Origin of the sequence: Methanoregula sp. UBA64 (assembly GCF_002502735.1) — an archaeon.
In the GTDB taxonomy this organism is placed as follows: Archaea; Halobacteriota; Methanomicrobia; order Methanomicrobiales; family Methanospirillaceae; genus Methanoregula.
In genome coordinates this window covers 1,213,480-1,228,786 of sequence record NZ_DAQC01000001.1, presented here as the reverse complement: position 1 = coordinate 1,228,786, position 15,307 = coordinate 1,213,480, and the positions used below count along the sequence as shown (strand labels likewise).

17 protein-coding genes are annotated in these 15,307 nt (G+C 57.7%); all 17 read right to left on the bottom strand.

Going from position 1 to position 15,307, the window contains the following annotated elements; genetic code table 11:
- Positions 1 to 67: 67 nt before the first annotated feature.
- A complete protein-coding gene (locus BP758_RS06205; protein ID WP_292369750.1) occupies positions 68 to 979 on the bottom strand; it encodes a PAS domain-containing protein in 912 nt (303 codons plus the stop codon).
- Positions 980 to 1,158: 179 nt separating this feature from the next.
- The gene (locus tag BP758_RS06200) at positions 1,159 to 1,578 is read right to left on the bottom strand and encodes a hypothetical protein (RefSeq protein ID WP_292369749.1); all 420 of its coding nucleotides are present in this window, start codon (positions 1,576 to 1,578) and stop codon (positions 1,159 to 1,161) included.
- A 123-nt stretch (positions 1,579 to 1,701) separates the two neighbouring features.
- A complete protein-coding gene (locus BP758_RS06195) occupies positions 1,702 to 2,853 on the bottom strand; it encodes a nitrogenase component 1 (RefSeq protein ID WP_292369747.1) in 1,152 nt (383 codons plus the stop codon).
- Positions 2,846 to 3,886, bottom strand: coding sequence for a nitrogenase component 1 (locus tag BP758_RS06190; RefSeq protein ID WP_292369745.1), 1,041 nt, complete (start codon positions 3,884 to 3,886; stop codon positions 2,846 to 2,848). The genes BP758_RS06195 and BP758_RS06190 overlap by 8 nt, the downstream gene beginning before the upstream one ends.
- Positions 3,852 to 4,664 (bottom strand): Ni-sirohydrochlorin a,c-diamide reductive cyclase ATP-dependent reductase subunit, encoded by an 813-nt coding sequence (gene cfbC / locus BP758_RS06185; protein ID WP_292369743.1) that lies wholly within the window; start codon positions 4,662 to 4,664, stop codon positions 3,852 to 3,854. Before cfbC ends, BP758_RS06190 begins: the two co-directional genes overlap by 35 nt.
- Positions 4,665 to 4,745: 81 nt before the next feature.
- The gene (locus BP758_RS06180) at positions 4,746 to 6,203 is read right to left on the bottom strand and encodes a TrkH family potassium uptake protein (protein WP_292369741.1); all 1,458 of its coding nucleotides are present in this window, start codon (positions 6,201 to 6,203) and stop codon (positions 4,746 to 4,748) included.
- A 76-nt stretch (positions 6,204 to 6,279) separates the two neighbouring features.
- Positions 6,280 to 6,660, bottom strand: coding sequence for a desulfoferrodoxin (locus BP758_RS06175; protein ID WP_292369739.1), 381 nt, complete (start codon positions 6,658 to 6,660; stop codon positions 6,280 to 6,282).
- Positions 6,661 to 6,674: 14 nt separating this feature from the next.
- Positions 6,675 to 7,859 carry an FprA family A-type flavoprotein gene (locus BP758_RS06170; RefSeq protein ID WP_292369737.1) on the bottom strand — a complete coding sequence of 395 codons (1,185 nt, stop codon included), beginning with the start codon at positions 7,857 to 7,859 and terminating at the stop codon, positions 6,675 to 6,677.
- 259 nt (positions 7,860 to 8,118) lie between these two features.
- On the bottom strand, positions 8,119 to 8,931 hold the full coding sequence (locus BP758_RS06165; RefSeq protein ID WP_292369735.1) for a sulfite exporter TauE/SafE family protein: 813 nt from the start codon (positions 8,929 to 8,931) through the stop codon (positions 8,119 to 8,121).
- 54 nt (positions 8,932 to 8,985) lie between these two features.
- Positions 8,986 to 9,969, bottom strand: a complete 984-nt coding sequence (locus BP758_RS06160; protein ID WP_292369734.1) for an IPT/TIG domain-containing protein — start codon at positions 9,967 to 9,969, stop codon at positions 8,986 to 8,988.
- A 112-nt stretch (positions 9,970 to 10,081) separates the two neighbouring features.
- Positions 10,082 to 10,879, bottom strand: a complete 798-nt coding sequence (locus BP758_RS06155; RefSeq protein WP_292369733.1) for a hypothetical protein — start codon at positions 10,877 to 10,879, stop codon at positions 10,082 to 10,084.
- Positions 10,880 to 10,977: 98 nt separating this feature from the next.
- A complete protein-coding gene (locus tag BP758_RS06150) occupies positions 10,978 to 11,829 on the bottom strand; it encodes a thiamine pyrophosphate-dependent enzyme (protein ID WP_292369732.1) in 852 nt (283 codons plus the stop codon).
- On the bottom strand, positions 11,826 to 13,487 hold the full coding sequence (locus tag BP758_RS06145) for a 2-oxoacid:acceptor oxidoreductase subunit alpha (RefSeq protein ID WP_292369731.1): 1,662 nt from the start codon (positions 13,485 to 13,487) through the stop codon (positions 11,826 to 11,828). The genes BP758_RS06150 and BP758_RS06145 overlap by 4 nt, the downstream gene beginning before the upstream one ends.
- Positions 13,488 to 13,560: 73 nt before the next feature.
- Positions 13,561 to 13,947 carry a response regulator gene (locus BP758_RS06140; protein WP_292369729.1) on the bottom strand — a complete coding sequence of 129 codons (387 nt, stop codon included), beginning with the start codon at positions 13,945 to 13,947 and terminating at the stop codon, positions 13,561 to 13,563.
- A gap of 124 nt (positions 13,948 to 14,071) precedes the next feature.
- A complete protein-coding gene (locus tag BP758_RS06135; RefSeq protein WP_292369727.1) occupies positions 14,072 to 14,347 on the bottom strand; it encodes a DUF1894 domain-containing protein in 276 nt (91 codons plus the stop codon).
- Positions 14,335 to 14,826, bottom strand: coding sequence for a DUF1890 domain-containing protein (locus BP758_RS06130; protein WP_292369725.1), 492 nt, complete (start codon positions 14,824 to 14,826; stop codon positions 14,335 to 14,337). Before BP758_RS06130 ends, BP758_RS06135 begins: the two co-directional genes overlap by 13 nt.
- Before the next feature lie 44 nt (positions 14,827 to 14,870).
- Positions 14,871 to 15,239 carry a divalent-cation tolerance protein CutA gene (cutA, locus tag BP758_RS06125; protein WP_292369722.1) on the bottom strand — a complete coding sequence of 123 codons (369 nt, stop codon included), beginning with the start codon at positions 15,237 to 15,239 and terminating at the stop codon, positions 14,871 to 14,873.
- Positions 15,240 to 15,307: the final 68 nt, after the last annotated feature.

The window sequence follows — 15,307 nt, the reverse complement described above, 5'->3', positions numbered from 1 at the left end:
AACCAGTGTCCCGGGGCACTGGGTCCTCGGCGGGCAGGTAGCCGGGAATTACCGGCAATTAAAAAAATTACTTTAAGCCATCGGGGAACTCCGAAGGGAGTTCTTCGTCGCTTTTGGCTTTTTTGGGGGCAAAGATGGATTTCAGCGCAGCCAGCGGACCGTTTTCATCGGCTGTGCCATTGTGTCCTTTATACTCCTTGATGAGGATCTCGGCTTCAGCAAGTCCCTCTTCCACCTTCATCTTCGCGGTCACATCGACCAGGGAGCCCGCAATTGCAATGGTTTTCCCGTTCTTTATCACCGGGATCTCGTCGACTTCCACCCAGATCCGGCCGCCATCCTTTTTTGCCATCTCGAGCCGGTACGGCGGTTCGCGCCGGCCGGAAGCGATCGCCCTGAGGGTTCGCTCGAGCCCTTGTGCATTAAAGGGGTGGTCGGTGAGAAAATCAGTCCATGCCCGTTTGCCGGTCCCCGGGGTATAGCCGAGCATGGCCCGGATTCGGGGGCTCACGTACAGCAGGTTGTGTTCGGGGCTGTGCGTGTAATACATCGGGGTACCGCTCTCGATAAGGAGCATGAGGTGTTCGTCGCGGTGCGTTGTGGTCCGGCGCGCTTTTTTTAATTCTGTCACATCGCGGCCTGAGGCAACGATGGATGCGACATTCCCGTCTTTGTCAACAACCGACCGTGCCGACCAGCTGATGCACCGGGGCCCTTTCCGGGAACTGATCCACTGCTCCACGATGCAGGTATGCGGCGGGCGAAAGAGGCTTGTCATCTTTGTTGCAAGGGCGTCTGCGTAACGCTCGTCATCCGTCGGCATAAACACGCTTCCGACAAGATCCTCGGCGGTCTTCCCCATTGCCTCGCAGTAGGCCCTGTTTACAAACAAAAGACGCCCCTCGGGGCTGAACTTGACCAGCAGGTCCTGCTGGTGATCGAGGAGTTCCTTATAGAGGGCATCGTCTGGTTTGCTCATTGATGATCTCCGTATGAAACAGCGGGGGTGGTATGAACCTATAGACCGATAATCCCCGTTTTCTCATGTACAGGTCTCCTTTGAGGGGTATTAATGTTGCATACGGGAATCCGGGATGTATCCCCGTGAAGCGTGGGAGAAAAAAAGGTGAGAGGGCGACAAAAAAAGGGTGCGTGATATCAGACGAGGGCCACGATCTGCTGCTGGACATCGCCCCGGCGGGCTTTCCAGACCGGGGATGCCGGCTGCTCGGGGATGCGTGCCACGGGTGCGGTGCGCTCCCGGCCAAAGAGAATCGAACGGAGGGCCAGAAGCGAGATGGTGAAATTTCCCGCTTCGAAGAGCTCGATGTTGAGCGCTTTCCCCGAAGCCGAGACCTGGCCCATACCGCAGGTTGTCCCAAGGTAGTAGTTCCACTCGCGGACGAGTGTGTCCACCTGCACGGCAACCTGACGGCCGGCAATTCCCTTCACGAGATCGTCCAGCCGGATAGCATACCGGGTGCCCAGGACATGCAGTTCCACGACTTCGTGGAGACTACCGTCACGGTCGACTGCCCTGCATCCTGTCCGCTGGATATAGCCTGCTTTCTGCATCATACACGACCACCTTTTTGTCGTAGTAACGCATCTGGGAAACCGGGTATATAACCCGGGACCGTGCGCGGGGTGAAAGTGAAGGATCGACGAAGAAGAGGATATGCCCGGAGATTCAGGGGCAGGTCAGCGTTCCGGGACACTCCGGCGTTTAACACGGTCCATGCAGGTATTGAGTATCTCCTCCACGAACCGGAGCGTACCTTCGGTACCTGCAAGCGGGGGATACGTGAGACGGACACGGTCCTGGAGCGGGGGGATGAGCCCGACGAATGCCGCACCGGGGCAGACCGGTTGCTCGAACGCGGAGCCGATCACGAGATCCGGGGCAGCCTCCCGGATCCGTTCTGCAACCACGCCGAGATCGTTTGCCTTTTCCCTGCGGTACCCTGTTTTTTTGCCGGCCGGGGGTTCGTTCCTTGTCCCCACAAAACGGATCTCGGCATCGAGGTAGGCTTTGAGCGTTTCTGCGGCATAATCCGCATAGGCTGCCCCGGCAAAGATCGCAACGGAAGGCGGGGTATGGCGCCGGAGGAACCGGTCGCATACCCCGATGACCCGCCCTTCCGCAAGATCGAGCTCTTCAAAGACCCGTGAAGCGTCGGCTTCGGGGAGTTCGCGCTCCAGTTGTTCGAACGTGGCGCGGAGCGCGGGTATCCCGAGGGTTCCGCCAAGTGAGTTTCCTACGCCGGAAGCAAAGTCCGCGTTTGTCCCGATAGTGAACGGGGCCGCGTGTGCCGCCATCTCCGCCCAGTCCCGGCAGAAGACCGTGCCGACCGGGATGCCGGCCATGCGCAGCAGGCGCGTGACCTCTGCAATGTTTCCCTTGTGGAACGGATCGGAGAGGGAGACCCCGTCGATGTTGACCCCTTTGCGCTTCGGGTCGACTTTAGGACTGAGTGCCGCCAGTGCCGCCCGGTATCCTGTCTCGAGTTCACCGGCAAAACCGGGGCTGTCGACAAGGATGATATCGTTCTCCGGCAGGATCGCGGAGATGTCCTCGCCCATGACTGACGGGACACAGGTCGTGATCACGGCAATCCTGCCGCCTTTGCCTGACAGGTCGCCGATCACCTCTTTTAAGCGGTCGCCAGATCCGAACACAACTTCGTTTTCAAGGATAAACGTCCCGTAGAGCGGGGCGCCGATCAGGGTCGAGGGGTAATAGTAGCAGCCGCTCGACCCGTGGATAACCACATGGATCCCTTCGAAACCGGCAAGGCATGCCGCAGCCCCGGTCATGGCGCACGGCCATAACGGCGTCCCGCACTCAGGCAAAGATAGCCCTCCTCCAGCGGTGGAGTAACCGTTCTGTTCCTGCCAGTCCCACGGGGGGGATCACGGGGACCGGCACCGGGTTTCCTTGATCTGAGAAACGGAGGCCGACATTACGGGCAAGATCCCGTGCCGCGATCCTCCCTTCGGGATCCGGGGGGAGAGGAGAGAAAAAGACACCCTCCCCCGCCAGGTCATGGAACTTTTCGAGGAGTTCCCCTTCACGGGCACGTTCGCGGGTAACCGCATCTGTCCCGTTTATCCCGCAGGTTTTTGCAACTTCGGCAAGAAACGAGGAATTCCCGGACAGACCGATCGGAAATCCCGTGATGTAAGGCGTGCCAAAGCGCGAGTTGAGATATTCCCCCACCGGGATAAGGGCCGGGTCGCGGAGCACGTTGAGCCGTGCGGCGCCAAGCCTCGCTATCTCATCCGTGGTAATGTTCCGTACAAAGCGCAGGTTCACCGACAGGCCAAGCAACGAAAGCAGCCGGCTCACTTCTGCATAGTTCTCCTCGACTTCATATTCGAGATTTTTTTCCCCGATGAGGTTCACCCTCCCGTTGGGAGCTGACGATTCCGCCATCGCTGCAAGGGCAATGAGCGCGTTGTTGACGCCGGCCTGGAACGAGCCTCCCAGAAAACCTGCGGTCGGCACGATAATGACCGGGCAGCCCTGCTGTGCCTGGCAGATCTTCTCGATATCGTCGCCGATCGTCTCGACAATGCAGGTCGAAAGGACAAAGATTGCTCCGGGATTTCCGTTCATGACCCGCGTGAGTGTCCGGTCGAGCGCCTCCTCGCCGCCAAAGACGATGTCGGTCTCCCGCAGATCGGTAGAAACAAGCGGGGGAAGGGCAGGCCTGCCATTATCGAGAGCCGTTGCGGACAGGAGCGAAAAATTGTGGTGCGTGCAGCCCCCCGGCCCGTGGACGACCGTAACCGTATCGGTTACCTGCGTCACCACCGAGAGTGCGCCGGTCAGGGTACAGCCGGCAGTCCTACACGTACTGGCGGGCAAGGGATTCGAGGTCATCGATCTCAAGAGGGGTGGGAATGGTCAACCGGCTGTTTTCCATGACCCGGGCCGCAAGATCGCGGTACCGCTGTGCCTGTTCGCTTGCCGGGTCGTACTCGATCACGGTCTTCCGGTCGAGTTCTGCGAGCTGGACGGTCCGGTCGCGGGGTATGTACTGGATGAGGTGACTGTTGACCCTTCGCGCAAACTCCGCAACGAGCTCTTCTTCGCGGGGCATATTCTTGGCATTGCAGATCACGCCGGCAATCCGGCACCTGCTCTTCGGCCGTGCTGCGAGCCGCTGGATCGCCTTGCAGATGTTGTTTGCCGCATACAGGGACATGAGTTCCCCGGAGGTCACGAGGTATACTTCCTGCGCATACCCCTCCCGCATCGGCATGGCAAACCCGCCGCAGACCACGTCGCCCAGCACATCGTAGACGATGATGTCCCCGGTGAGTGTCCCGAACTTCTCCAGCAGCTGGAAGGTGGCGATGATTCCCCGCCCGGCACAGCCAACCCCGGGTTCGGGGCCTCCCGCCTCAACGCAGCGGACGCCATGAAAACCGGTAAAGACCACATCCTGCGGGGTTACTGCACTGGCGCCGCGCTCGCGCACCAGATCCATCACGGTCGGGATCAGCCGGCCCGCCATCAGCATCCGGGTACTGTCGCGCTTCGGATCGCACCCGATCTGGAGGACAGAATGTCCCGCAAGAGAAAGCGCAGCGGAAAGATTGGCTGATGTAGTCGACTTCCCGATGCCGCCTTTCCCGTACAGGGCGATCTGTTTCATTGTTCTACTATGGGCCGGCACGTTATATTAGACCTCCTGATGTTAAGAAAAGTATAATTGCGTTACCTGTTCCCCGGGGTTTTAGTCGGAACCGCGGAACAGGGCAAGGAAGAGCACGAGCACCGGAATTACTTCGAGACGGCCCACCCACATGACGATGATAAATACCCATTTCGAGATGGCCGGCATGGAGGATGAGACATAGCCGGTCGTCATCCCGCAGGTGGAAAAAGCCGAGATCACATCGAAGAGCACATCGGTACTGGGGAATGTCGTTACGTGGAACTGGAGGACGGTAAGGGTTGCGATAAAGATCACGACTACCGAGAGGATGATGACCAGCAGCATCTTTGCGGTCTCCAGTTCGGCAGTGGCCCGCGGGATCACCCGGCCCTCGCTCTTAAACGGGATCAGCACCTTCCCGCTCACGAAGAGCCGCCGGAACCACCAGACCAGCGCCCGGAAGCCTAGGACTACCCGGTTAAGCTTGATCCCCCCGCTGGAACTTCCCGCAGCACCGCCGATGAAGATCAGCATGGCAAGGAAGAGGAGCGTGACGCTCGCCCAGTTGCCGATATCGGTGATCTGGAAGCCGGTGGTGGTCAGGGCGGAGACCGCCATAAAGAGCCCCTGTTCAAGGGCAAGGGGAATGTCGGTATTCCCGAAATAGACCAGATCGTAGGCCAGCAGTGCGGTCCCTGCCGCCGCAATCACGAGGAAGAGTTTGATCTGCTCGTCCCCGAAAAGGCTGAAGCGCCGGTTCTCGGTTATCAGGTAATAGAGCCGGAATGGGAGTGCGCCGGCGATCATGATCGGGACCAGGAGCAGTTCGAGCATGAGGTTGTGGTACGAGGCGATCCCCCCATCGACAACGGAGAATCCCCCGGTCGAGATCGCGGACAGGGCCAGGTTTACCGAATCCCAGAGCGAGAGGCCGGTAAAGAGGATGAGCCCGATGGCGACAAATGTCAGGAGGCCGTAGATCTTCCAGATCGCCCGGCCGGTCGAGACGATGCTTGGCATCAGGGGTTCCTCCCGGCTCTCCGTCCGGTAGATTTTTCCCTGGAAAAGCCCGCTGCTGCTTGCAAGGGCTATAACGTATGCGATGATCCCGATCCCACCGATCCACTGCATGAACGTGCGCCAGAAGAGCAGGGTATAAGGGACCGTATCGAGGGATGGCAGCATGGTAAACGCTGTCCCGGTCCACCCGGCCATCCCTTCAAAGACCGCATCGGTAAAACTCATGTTAAGGCCGAACAGGAACGGGAGGCCGCTCACCATTGCACAAGCCATCCAGAAGAGGGCGATCGAGCACAGGGATGTCGAGAGCCGGTTCTCGCGCTCGTTTCTTGGGAGGTGTTTCATCCCCGCCCCCAACAGGAAAAAGACGACCGGGACGACCGCCATGGGAAGAAAGATGGACCACTCTGCAAAGAGCACCGTCACTATGAGGGGGATCGCGGTCAGCGGGGCGATAAAAAAGAAGATATCTCCCAGATCGGCAGCGATCGTGGAGAGATAAAGGAGACGGCGCATCACTTAGGTGGTTGTCGCTGGTGCTCTATGAGCATTTGCCTGCCATAAACGATAAAAAAAAAGGAATGGTAAAGGTTCAGGCCTTGTTGGTCCAGAGACCGTGGACCGAACAGTATTCCCTGACTTTTACCTCGGCACTCTTGACCGGGAACTCTGCCTCGGGTTTCTCGCCAGGTTTGAAATACCGGACATAGACCTTCTCCCCATCGTGGACCTCGACCCATTCGATGTAGTGTTTCTCTTCCATCGGGTGGGGAACGGCGCCGATCTTCACGAGGATACCGTTGGCAGTCTTCTCGACGACAGGGACATGCTTCTCTTTTCCCTGGTCCTCGGTCTTTTCCTGCTGGAGCACCATCGGCTGCCCGCAGCAGACGAGTGTTCCTCCGGATGCATGGACGACCTTTACGATGTTCCCGCAGACCATACACTTGTAGACTTCAAGCAGTTTTGTCATGGTTACACCCTCCTTTATACGATGTTGAGTTCTTTGTGCTTCTTTAAGATTTCGTCTGCCAGCCGGTCAAGGTCCAGCATGGCCTTTTCGTCCGGTTCGCCAAGCACGGTAACCGGGGGGAGAAGTTCGACCTTGACATGGTCGAGCATCTTTGTGATAGTCTCAACGGTCTTGCCGCCCCACCCGTAGGACCCGATGACGGTTGCAAACCGGGTCTTGGGCCGGAGCACGTTTGCAAGGTAGGTTGCCGATACAACGGAAGGGTGCGGGCCAAAGAGGACCGTCGGCGTGGCGATCACAAGGGTTGCTGCATCGACAAGGGAACAGGCAAGTTCGCCGGTATCCGTCCGGGAGAGGTTAAAAGGCTTTACCACAATCCCCCGGGTGACAAGGGCCCCGGTGAGGTGATCCACCATCTTTGCCGTGCTCCCGTGCATCGAGATATATGGGATGATAACCTCGTTTTTGACCTCGTCCGAAACCCATCCGGCGTACGCATCGAGGATGAACTTCGGATTTTTGTACAGCGGGCCGTGGCTGGGAGCGATAATGGCCGGATCGAGTTCCCGCACCCGTTCCACGTACCCCTTGATGCTGCTGCGGAACGGCATCATGATCTCTGCATAATACCGTTTTGCCGACCGGCAGGCCCATGCCTCGTCGGTGATAAAGAGTTCGGTAGTTGCAGCATGGAACCCGAAGAGGTCGCAGGGAAAGAGGATCCGGTCTTCGGCAAGGAACGTCAGCTGGGTCTCGGGCCAGTGCGTCCAGGGCGTGATCAAAAACCGGAGCGTCCGGTCTCCCAGCGAGAGGGTCCCGTTGTCTTCGATAATGGTAAACCGGCTTTCGGGGAGATGCAGGAGGGCAATAAGGAGGTCCCGACACTTGGCATTGGTGACTACCTGCGCGTCAGGATAGAACTCAAGCACCATCGGGAGCGAACCTGCATGATCCTGTTCCGCATGGTTGATCACGATATAGTCGATCTTCTCGATGCCGAGCTTGACAAGGTTCGAGATCAGATCATACTCCTTGGTCGGATCGACCGTATCGATCAGGGCCGTCTTTTCGCTGCCCTTTACCAGATACGCGTTGTATGTCGTTCCTTCCGGCAGCGGGATCAGTTCATCGAAGATCCGCCGGTCAAAATCATAGGCGCCGACCCAGTACACGCCGGGCACAAGTTCTCGGGAAACCATAATTACCAGTTTTACTCCTCTTTTTTGAATCGGTCTTTTGATGCAAACCCCGCCGGGCAGGTCCGGTCAGCGGGCAAATCAACACCCCGTGGGATATCCTGCTCCCGTTCCCCTGTTTCGGATGGCAGACAGGTCCGCTGGAAATTACACGTGTATCGATCCGTAAAAACCATTCCTTTTTACGGCTGGTAGAGTGTGGTAGAGCGCAGGGAATAATTATTTCGATAGTACTTGTAGTATCTGCCGCCCGTCAATCACGTCAGGCAATGCCTGATATCATATAGGTTCCCATTCCGAGCATTACCAAAACAAAGAGCAGACGGATCTTCTCCGGCGGGATGGTATGTGCGGCACGGACTCCCAGAAGTGCAAAGGGCACGCTTGCAAGGGCGAGAACCGCCCAGAACATCCCGTTGACATATCCAAAGGAGAACGGGGGCAGACCGGGAACGCCCATTCCTCCCACGATATAAGACACCACGCCGGTCGCAGCCGAGCAGAACATAAACGCCGTCGATGTACCGATGGCCTGACGAAGGGGAATGCCAAGAACGGTTGTCATCACCGGTACCATCACGATCCCGCCGCCAATCCCAAAAAGCCCGGAGACAAGGCCAAACACGAATCCCCATATCAGGTACAAGCCGGGATTCTGCCGGATCTGCCCGTCCCCGGTGGGAATTGCGGAAAGGAACATCCGTGCTGCTGCAAGGAGGAGAAGTACGCCAAAAAGGCATTCCATGAGCCTGCCCGGTGCGTGGATGGTAATTGCCGCACCGGTGACCGCCCCGAGAATACCGGGGATTATCATCAGGAGCAGGGGACGCACCAGTACGCAGCGCCGGCAGTGGTGGCCCCAGGTGCCGGAGAGTGCCGTCGGCACGATAACGGCAAGGCTGGTGCCAAATGCGATCCGAAGGGAGAGGGTTGGATCGAACCCGAGGCTGGTGAGCAGCCAGTACTGCACCGGCACCATGAGAAAACCCCCGCCTATCCCAAAAAAGCCGGAAGCAAAACCGATCGCACAGCCGGTAACGCCCAGGATCAGAACCGAAAAAAGGAGTGTCTCCATCCTGTCACCGGCATTTCAGGCATCAACAGACCGGGAAAAATAGGTAATAGGGTATCATGCTGTCTTGTTCGTAACGGTAAAGGTGGAACCGGAGGTTCCCGCAACCCCTCCGTCACCAATAACTTTTACCACATACGTCTCGGATGTTGCAGATGAGGAGATCGCAAGATTGCAGGTCAGCTTTGTGGATGTTCCTCCGTTTGAGATACCCGTACAGGGAATCTGTTGGGAATCTGATGAGCCCACAAGAATTACCGAGAGAACGTTGGCCAGATTCTGCCCGTTGACGGTCAGGGTGATCGATTCGCCGAGATCACCGCTTGTAGGGCTGAAGCTGGAGATGGTCGGCGATGCGGCACCGATCGTAAATGCACCCGGGAGCGAGGTTGACTGGCCGCCAGGGTTCGTGACCTGGATATTAGCGGTTCCGGCATCCAGGTTGCTCAGTGCGACATTGCAGGTGATCTGGTTTGAGGAGGCAGAGACCCCGGTTGCCACGACGGGCATCTTTCCCGGCTGGATCAGGCGCACGGTTGCACCGCTCTGGAAATTGTTGCCGTTGATGGTCAGGCTGACCGTAGATCCGGTTGCACCGCTCGTGGGAGATATCGAGGTTATAGATGGCGCCGGTCCCGATGCAACGGTTGTTGCCGTGGTTGCGATGGTGGGTGTCTGGACCTGGATGGACGTGACGGAGACATGCGTGATTTTGGCGGGATATAATTTCTCCATCTCCGCACGGGGGAACTTTTCTGTCGTGCTCGTTTCCCGGTGGCCCCAGGATCCATCGGAATTCTTTACGATAGTTGTCCGCTCGTACTGATCCTTAGCTGAATCGTATGACACGATCAGCCAGACCCCGGTCTGGGCAGAGGATGTCTTTGCGACAACATCGCCGGCAGTGTACTTTGCCGTTGCCTGCGTGGTCGGAACCGTGGTTGTTACTGAGGTAGAGGACTGGCTTGAACAGCCGGCAAGGAGCACGCACGCGATAAGAAGCAGACCCAGCAGCGGTCCGTATACTTTTACGTGAGACATATGCATACCGTTCATCTCACAGATTCATAAAATTTGGCTTTTTTGGGCGATACGCTGGCGGGGAAGACCCGGAATACCAAAAAACTGTGCAAACTCTCGCGGTTTGCCGGTTTTATGGCAGTTTCACGGTAGTATAGTGGCGGGAAAAATGCCCGTGGGCTGCGAGAAGGACCCCGAATGTAAGAAACGAGCAGAGGATCGCAGCGGGAGCAAGGGAATACGGGATGGAAAAATCCGGTACAGACCCTGCGATCACGACAAGGGCGCAGGTGACTGCGATAATCGTGGCATAGATGTCCCGCACCGCAAAGAAGAAGAGGGCGGCAACGATACCTGCGGCCAGGTACCCCGGGAAGGCCTCCGCTATCCTGCCGGACGCCAGAAGCAGGGTCATTGAGCATGCAAAGAGAAGTGCCGTCATTATCACCCCGGTGACGATGGATACGAGGACTCCTCCGTTCCGTACATATGCCTGAATATGGGTTCCCAGGAGTCCCCAGACGATCATTGTCGCTGCAATGGTTGTCGGGAACAAATAAACAAAGAGGAAAAACCCGGCATCCCTGCCCGGCCCAATCCCGTACACCCTCATTAAGAGAATGATTGTATATCCTGCCAGGATGGTCAGGCCGACGGCCGCGACCGTACGCCGCAGGGATCGAAACCCTAGCTGGAACATATTTACCGCCCCGGCCCGGAAGGCCGCGCGGATCCGGATGAGCGGCACGATGATCCCGACGAGGATACACGAAAGGAACGTATAGAGGAGGAGTCCCGAAACAGATGTCTTTAAGGATACCAGATCTCCCCCGGAGAACAGGTAATTTTCAATGATCCAGACAGCAACGATCAGGAACGGGATAAGGATAAGGGATACCGTGGACGGCTGCTGCTGATCCGTCGGGGGCATCACGGGGCCCTCTTTGGAAGTATCCGTTATTCCACCCCTGAATCATACCTACACTGTTTGCGGTCTGCCGGTATCATTTGCGGATCCCTTCCGGATATTCATGTTGCAGCCACAAAAAGATCGTGGATCTGCTGCTGTCGCTCCTCGGCAGTCATCGCCTTTTTTAAGGGGAAGCGATCGTTAAAGGCAGGATACCCTTTCTCATAGAATACCCCAAGGGCGATGGGGGCATCGCGGTTGTAGTCCCATTCCCGGGCTTTTTTGCAGGCCTGATCGAAGTCCGCCGGATCGTGGCCGGCAAGGTCGTAGACCCGGGACTGGTAATATTCGGTCATGTTAAAGAAGCTTGCACAGATCTGGAGGACGTCGATGAAGGCAAAACCCTTGTGGGCAATGCCCTGCCGGATGAGTGCGGCCAGCTGGGGCATCTTCCTCGTATACCCCCGGGCAACATAGGTGGCTCCCCCGGCAAGCATCAGTTCCAGCGGGTTGAACGGGTACTCGGCTGTCCCTGTGGGCGTGGACTTCCCTTTAAACCCGAGCGGCGAAGTTGGCGTGTACTGGCCGGTAGTGAGACCATAGACCCGGTTGTTGTGGACGATCATGGTGAGATCGATATTTCTCTTGGCCGCAAAGATCAGGTGGTCGAGCCCTTCGGCATATGCATCCCCGTCCCCGGCACAGCAGATCACGGTAAGTTCCGGGTTTGCAAGTTTAAGCCCCGTCGCCACCGGGATCGTCCGCCCGTGGAGGGTATAGACCGTGCTGATGTTGAGGTAATCGGCGATCTTCGCGTGGCAGCCGATTCCGGAGACGAGCACCACGTTGTCCAGAGATCTTCCCTCGTTTTCCATGCCGGCGAGGATATCCTTGAGCGTGTGCTGGATCGAGAAGTTCCCGCAGCCCGGGCACCAGGTGTTCTGGGCCGGGGTGATCAGGTTCCGGGTCATGATGCGAGCACCTCCTGTACCCGCAGTTTCAGTTCTTCGGGCGTGAACGGCCGGCCATCGTACTTGAGGACCGTAGCGTCTGCCCTGCCCCCGTGTTCTTTCACGAGCGACGCCAGCTGCCCGGTTGCGTTCTCCTCAACAGCGATCAGGCGCTCCACCCCGGTACAGGCATCGGTGAACTGCCGGTCCGGGAACGGTGAGAGTACGAGCGGCCGGATCACCCGAAGGCCCAGTTCCGCAGCCACCTCGCTGCACGCGTTTCCGACAGAACCCCAGCAGAGGAGCGCAACCGGGGCATCTGTTTTTCCCCCGGTACTAACGCAGGGAAGGTGTGCCAGCTCTTCGATAAGGGCAGTTTCCTTTCGCCGGCGCTTGTCCGCCATCTCTGCAACAAGGGCCGCGTCTTCGGTTGTGATCCCGTCTTCATCGTGAGCGTAACTGTTGGTCTTGACAACGGCGCCGGTGGTTCCGGGAAATGCAAGGGGCGATACTCCTGAAAGGGTGGTACGGTACCTCCGGTACGGGACGTCATTGTCCCCCGCAGTGCCGCGTTCCCCAATGGAGAGCAGCGCCAGATCTTCATACCTGAGGCTGTAGGTACTCTCTGAAAGAGACTTGTCGGAGAGCACGATCGACGGGACCTGGTACTTCCAGGCCAGCCGGAGCGCGGCGTCCGACCAGACATATGCCTCCCCGGCATCGGCGGGGGCAACAACGATCCGGGGAAACTCCCCCTGCCCGGCATGGAGTACGAACCGGAGATCCGCCTGACCTGTGTAGGTGGGGAGACCGGTTGACGGCCCGGTCCTTTGCGAGACAAGGATTGCGAGGGGGACCTCTGCCATCCCGGCAAAAGAGAGTCCTTCGGTCATCAGGCAAAATCCTCCGCCGGATGTTCCGACTGCGGTCTTTTTCCCGGCGACCGCGCTCCCGATCCCGGCAAGGATCACCGCGATCTCGCTCTCCGGGTGGAAGACCGTGATCCCGAGCCGTTCCGCATTGCCTGCAAGGTAATGGAGAAGTGTGGAGGAGGGAGTCATCGGGTAGGCGATATAGGAGTCAAGGCCGCCGGAGGCAAGACCAAGGCCGATCGCTTCGTTTCCGGTGATAAGGGACAGCGGTGCCTTTCCAAGGACCGGGACCGGCCGTACCGTATTAACCGCACCGTATGCCCGCCGTGCAACCCGGAGGTTCTCATCTGCTGCCTTTGGCATATGTGCCGTAAAGACCTCTTCGAGGGTCTTCCAGGGAATTCCCGCAGCTTTTGCAAATGCACCGATCATCGCGGAGTTCCCGGTGACCGGTGGGGCAGATTCCTCTTTGAGGATCTCCCCTACAGAAATAGTCTGCCCGGAGCCGGGCTTTTTGACCTGATCGGCATTTGCCACAATAATGCAGTCGGGACAGTGCGGTGCGTGAAGGTCCAGCGTCTCCTGGTTGAGCGCTACCAGGTAGTCGAACCGGTCATTGTATGCCCCGACCGGATGATCCGCGGCCCTGACCATGGTAAAATTATGGCCTCCCCGGATAAGGGAGGGATAATCCGTTGATACAAATACGTAATACCCGAGCCGGGAGAAAAGCCAGGCCACGACTGCACCGGCACTGTTGATCCCGTCTCCTGCCCTGCCACCGATGAGTACGGATATGTCCTTCATAACCAGCTCCCACTACCAGACTGGTGATCAGGAAACGGTATATATGTTGGGATAGTGACGGGCTAAAAAAAGATTATTTCTGGATCAGCTCTTCGAGAATGGCCTTCATCTCGTTGATCCGGTAGGGCTTCGTGAGCCGGCCTGAAAAACCATACCTGCCAAAATCCTGAACAACCGGATCGTTCGCATAGCCGCTTGAGACAACCGCTTTTACGCTGCTGTCGTATTCGCGGAGCTTTTCGATCGTCTCGCGCCCGTCCATTCCTTCAGGCATGGTGAGATCGATGATAACAAGGTCAAAGGGCCTGCCTGCCTCTTTTTCCTGGCGGTACAGATCCATTGCAGCCCTGCCTTCCCGGGCAAAGACTGCATCGTAGCCAAGAAACCTGAGTACTTCCTTTGAGACATCGATGATGATCTCCTCGTCGTCAACCAGAAGCACTTTTCCTTTTGATTCCATATGTTCAAAAATCCCTTTTTATACTATTACTTCGCGCACACCAATTATTATATTTTCTCCCCTGTTACGGGAAGGGACGATCGGGAGACACCCGGGGGATATGCAGTCCCGGTCTCCGTGATACCTATTTTTTTAATGCACGGAGCCGGGCGGCCTCTTGTGCATCCTCGACCCTTAGCAGGAAGGTCCCGTGGCAGGGCTTTGTGTAGGGGAAGATCACGAAATTGCCGTCCAGGCCCACTGCGATCGGGGGGACGCCGATAGTGTGGACATCGAAGATCTTGAATCCCGGCTCCACATCGATGGATTCGGGGAAATGGCTTTTGATGTATTCCCGGCATTCCTTGAACGAGGCGTCCTTTATGACAACCTCGTAGGGGAGTGATTCTACGCAGCCCATGACGGTGCCACCTCGTCGATTATCTTCTTTAAAGGCAGGGGATTGTGCACGGCCTTTGCGGCAATTTTTGTGCAGGGGAAGGTGATTTGGGCAGCCATCTCCTCCCAGTGCTCGCCGTAGATCACCGGGTAGATCGCTGCTTTCGAGATCGCTGCCATGGTCGCGGCATAGCTGACCCCGGCATCGTTGTGGATAAAGACAAAGCAGAGGTCGAAATCCCGCTTCTTGTCGGATATCTGGGCAACCGCCCGGTCGAGGTCCATGACCTCTTTTAGGTAATGCCGTTTCGGGTCGGCGACTACAAGGAGGGTGTTTGCCGCCTTGTTCCCGGCAATCACCGGGGCAATGCCCGCCCCGGACAGTTTGTCTGCCAGGTACAGCGCAATGCTTGTCTGCACCGGGACCTGCGGGCAGCCGAGGACAAGGACTGCCGTCTTCTTTGCCTGCAAAGCTTCGGTCGTGGTATCGTTCCCTGCCATATCAAGCCTTGTACAGCATACGCCGGGGCATGGAAAAACCTTCGCTATGCGGCCGGGGCAGTCCCCGGTATTGCCTGTTCAGTCTCCGCGTACACCCAGTCACTATAGGGCAGGTGGCCGGCAATGACCGGGAGTGCAATGATCTCCGGGACCTCGTAGGGGTGCTCTGCTTTTACCGCGGCAATGACTGCCTGCACGAGGCTTTTTCTCGTTTTTATGATGAGCAGGTCTTCTTTGTCGTCGCAGTCTTTGCCTTTCCAGCGGTACAGGGATCTTACCGGGGTAATATTTGCACAGGCAATAAGGCGTTTACAGAGGAGGCTCTTTGCGAGGGCCTCCGACTGCGATGGCGGGGCGGTCACGTACAGGACGCAGATCTCCCCGGGCGGTTCGGTTTTTTGTCCTGTCTCCATGGGTGGGTGTTAGCGGCTCCCGACAGATAAGGGTATACGGTCTGTCCCGTATCTGGGTAACTTTCTAG

Excerpts from the sequence above, each read along its gene's own strand:
- BP758_RS06205 (WP_292369750.1), bottom strand. The coding sequence starts at position 979 with ATGAGCAAACCAGACGATGCCCTCTATAAGGAACTCCTCGATCACCAG.
- BP758_RS06200 (WP_292369749.1), bottom strand. The coding sequence starts at position 1,578 with ATGATGCAGAAAGCAGGCTATATCCAGCGGACAGGATGCAGGGCAGTC.
- BP758_RS06190 (WP_292369745.1), bottom strand. The coding sequence starts at position 3,886 with ATGACCTCGAATCCCTTGCCCGCCAGTACGTGTAGGACTGCCGGCTGT.
- cfbC (WP_292369743.1), bottom strand. The coding sequence starts at position 4,664 with ATGAAACAGATCGCCCTGTACGGGAAAGGCGGCATCGGGAAGTCGACT.
- BP758_RS06180 (WP_292369741.1), bottom strand. The coding sequence starts at position 6,203 with ATGCGCCGTCTCCTTTATCTCTCCACGATCGCTGCCGATCTGGGAGAT.
- BP758_RS06175 (WP_292369739.1), bottom strand. The coding sequence starts at position 6,660 with ATGACAAAACTGCTTGAAGTCTACAAGTGTATGGTCTGCGGGAACATC.
- BP758_RS06170 (WP_292369737.1), bottom strand. The coding sequence starts at position 7,859 with ATGGTTTCCCGAGAACTTGTGCCCGGCGTGTACTGGGTCGGCGCCTAT.
- BP758_RS06165 (WP_292369735.1), bottom strand. The coding sequence starts at position 8,931 with ATGGAGACACTCCTTTTTTCGGTTCTGATCCTGGGCGTTACCGGCTGT.
- BP758_RS06160 (WP_292369734.1), bottom strand. The coding sequence starts at position 9,969 with ATGTCTCACGTAAAAGTATACGGACCGCTGCTGGGTCTGCTTCTTATC.
- BP758_RS06155 (WP_292369733.1), bottom strand. The coding sequence starts at position 10,879 with ATGCCCCCGACGGATCAGCAGCAGCCGTCCACGGTATCCCTTATCCTT.
- BP758_RS06150 (WP_292369732.1), bottom strand. The coding sequence starts at position 11,829 with ATGACCCGGAACCTGATCACCCCGGCCCAGAACACCTGGTGCCCGGGC.
- BP758_RS06145 (WP_292369731.1), bottom strand. The coding sequence starts at position 13,487 with ATGAAGGACATATCCGTACTCATCGGTGGCAGGGCAGGAGACGGGATC.
- BP758_RS06140 (WP_292369729.1), bottom strand. The coding sequence starts at position 13,947 with ATGGAATCAAAAGGAAAAGTGCTTCTGGTTGACGACGAGGAGATCATC.
- BP758_RS06135 (WP_292369727.1), bottom strand. The coding sequence starts at position 14,347 with ATGGGCTGCGTAGAATCACTCCCCTACGAGGTTGTCATAAAGGACGCC.
- BP758_RS06130 (WP_292369725.1), bottom strand. The coding sequence starts at position 14,826 with ATGGCAGGGAACGATACCACGACCGAAGCTTTGCAGGCAAAGAAGACG.
- cutA (WP_292369722.1), bottom strand. The coding sequence starts at position 15,239 with ATGGAGACAGGACAAAAAACCGAACCGCCCGGGGAGATCTGCGTCCTG.